The sequence below is a fragment of the Streptomyces sp. 7-21 genome (genome assembly GCF_016741785.1).
Classification (GTDB): domain Bacteria; phylum Actinomycetota; class Actinomycetes; order Streptomycetales; family Streptomycetaceae; genus Streptomyces.
On sequence record NZ_JAERRL010000030.1, the window covers coordinates 1 to 2,329 of the forward strand.

General features: G+C 70.1%; 1 protein-coding gene and 1 pseudogene. Both read right to left on the minus strand.

Annotated features, from left to right (window positions below):
- Positions 1-2,200: ABC transporter permease (locus JK356_RS21395; RefSeq protein ID WP_201870340.1), on the minus strand; the 2,200-nt coding region annotated here is incomplete at its 3' end.
- Positions 2,197-2,329: pseudogene (locus JK356_RS21400) on the minus strand (ABC transporter ATP-binding protein); the annotation flags it as partial. The gene JK356_RS21395 and the pseudogene JK356_RS21400, both read right to left, overlap by 4 nt.

Sequence of the window (2,329 nt, forward strand, 5' to 3'; positions counted from 1 at the left end):
TGTTCAGCAGCCCGCCGACCTGGTCCTGGATCAGCTCCTTGAACTCCGCCTGGTCCCGCACCTCGATCTGGGGGTACGGCTCCAGGGCCCGGTCAAGCTGAGCGGCCGCCTGTTCCTCCTGCCCGTCCACGGCCGAGGCGAACAGCGTCATCGGCAGCGGCATCTCCTCCTCGGGCGTGGTGCTCCGGAGCGTCTCGGTGCCGACGTACCAGGCCGCGCCCTCCACAGCGCTGTCGCTGGACGTGATCACGGCGACCGTCAGGTCCGCGGTCTCACCGCGGGGGAAGTCGACCGTGATGGTGTCGCCGAGGCCGATGCCGTGGTCCTCCGCGGTGTTCTCATCCAGGGCGATGGCACCCGGGGCGAAGGCGTCGGCCAGATCACCCTCGGCGACCTGGGCGGCGATGTCCTCCGCGTACGTGCCCTCGGCGACGTTCAGGTAGCGCTCGAACGTCTCGCCGTCGGGCAGCGTCACGTCGGCGTGCACGCCCCGCACCGCGGTGACGTGCTCGATGGCCTCGGTCCCCTCGATCAGGTCGATGACGTCCTGGTTGATAGGCGTGAAGTTGCTGGTGCTGATCACGTAGTCGGCGCCGAGGGTCTCGTCGATCTCCTCGGTAGCGGACGCCACCATGGAGGAGCCGACCACCGACAGGCCCGCCACCAGCGCCAGGCCGATCATCAGCGCCGAGGCCGTGGCGCCGGTGCGGCGCGGGTTGCGCAGCGCGTTCCGCTCGGCCATGCGGCCGACCGGCCCGAAGCCGCGCAGCAGCACCGCGCTCAGCGCCCGCACCACCAGGCCGACCAGCGCCGGACCCAGCAGGATCAGGCCGACCAGGCTCAGCAGCACGCCCAGCGCGAGCGGGAGGACGCCGGCGGTCGCCTCGTCCACCCGGGCCGTGCCCGCCAGCGCGGCCAGGCCGGCGACCGTCAGCACGGCGCCGATGAGCGCCCGCAGGCGCCCGGCCCGCACGTCGCCCGGCATGCCCGCGTCGCGCAGCGCGGCCATCGGGCTGATCCGCCCGGCGCGGCGCGCGGGCACGTAGGCGGCGATCAGCGTGACGAGCACGCCCAGGATGATGCCGGTCACCGGCACGGCCGGCTCGATGGTCAGGTCGTCGGTCGACAGCGTCATGCCGATGGCGTTCATCAGCTGCATGAGGCCGATGGCGATCGCCACGCCCAGGCCGAAGCCGATCACCGAGCCGATGACGCCCAGCAGCAGCGCCTCGATCAGGACCGTGCGGTTGACCTGGCGGCGCGTCGCGCCGACGGCCCGCATCAGGCCCAGCTCACGGGTGCGCTGCGCGACCAGCATCGAGAAGGTGTTGACGATCAGGAAGATGCCGACCACCAGCGCGATCCCGGCGAAGCCCAGCAGGACCCACTCCAGTATCGACAGGATCTCGCCGAGCTCGTCCTGGTTCTCCTCCGTGTACTCCTCGGCGGTCTGGATGTTGTAGGAGCCCGCGCCGATGGCCTCGCTGACGTTCTCTTTGAGCTGCTCGTCGGTGATGCCGCCGGCGGAGTTGACGTGCACCTCGGTGTACTCGTCCTTACCGCCCAGCAGGTAGTCCTGCGCGGTCGGCAGGTCGGTGTAGATCATCGCCGCGCCCGGGTTGGTCACCTGGAACTCGGCGATGCCGGAGACCGTGGTCTCAAAGTCACCGAACGGCGTGATCAGCCGGATCTCGTCGCCGAGGGCGACGTCCTTGTTCCGGGCGGTGTCGGAGTCGACCATCACCTCGGACGGCCCGGTGGGCGCCTCGCCCTCGATGATTTCCATGGAGCGGGCCTCGACGGGCGACCAGTTGGCCACGATGGTGGGCGCGCCCGTGGTCGGGCCGACGTTCTCGTTCTGGTCGTCCACGGCCGTGACGCTCAGCGAGTAGACGACGCCTATGACCCCCTCGACGCCCTCGACGTTCTCGATGTCGTGCAGCACCGAGGCGGGGACCGTGTCCGGCACGCCGGTGCCCCCGCCGCTGGGGTCCATGCTCCCGCCGTCCTCCGACTCGGCGGTCACCATCACGTTGGACGCCGTGACCTCGAAGAGCCGGTCGAACGTGGTGTTCATCGTGGCCGTGAACACGAGGGTGCCGCAGACGAACGACACCGACAGCACGACCGCGAGGCCCGACAGGATCATGCGCCACTTGTGGGCGAAGAAGTTGCGCAGTGAAGTCTTGACGATGGTCACGACACGCGTCCCTGCCCGTCGAAGCCACGCATCCGGTCGAGCACCCGGTCCGCCGTGGGATTGGTCATCTCATCGACGATCCGGCCGTCGGCGAGGAACACTATGCGGTCGGCGTAGGCGGCGGCCACG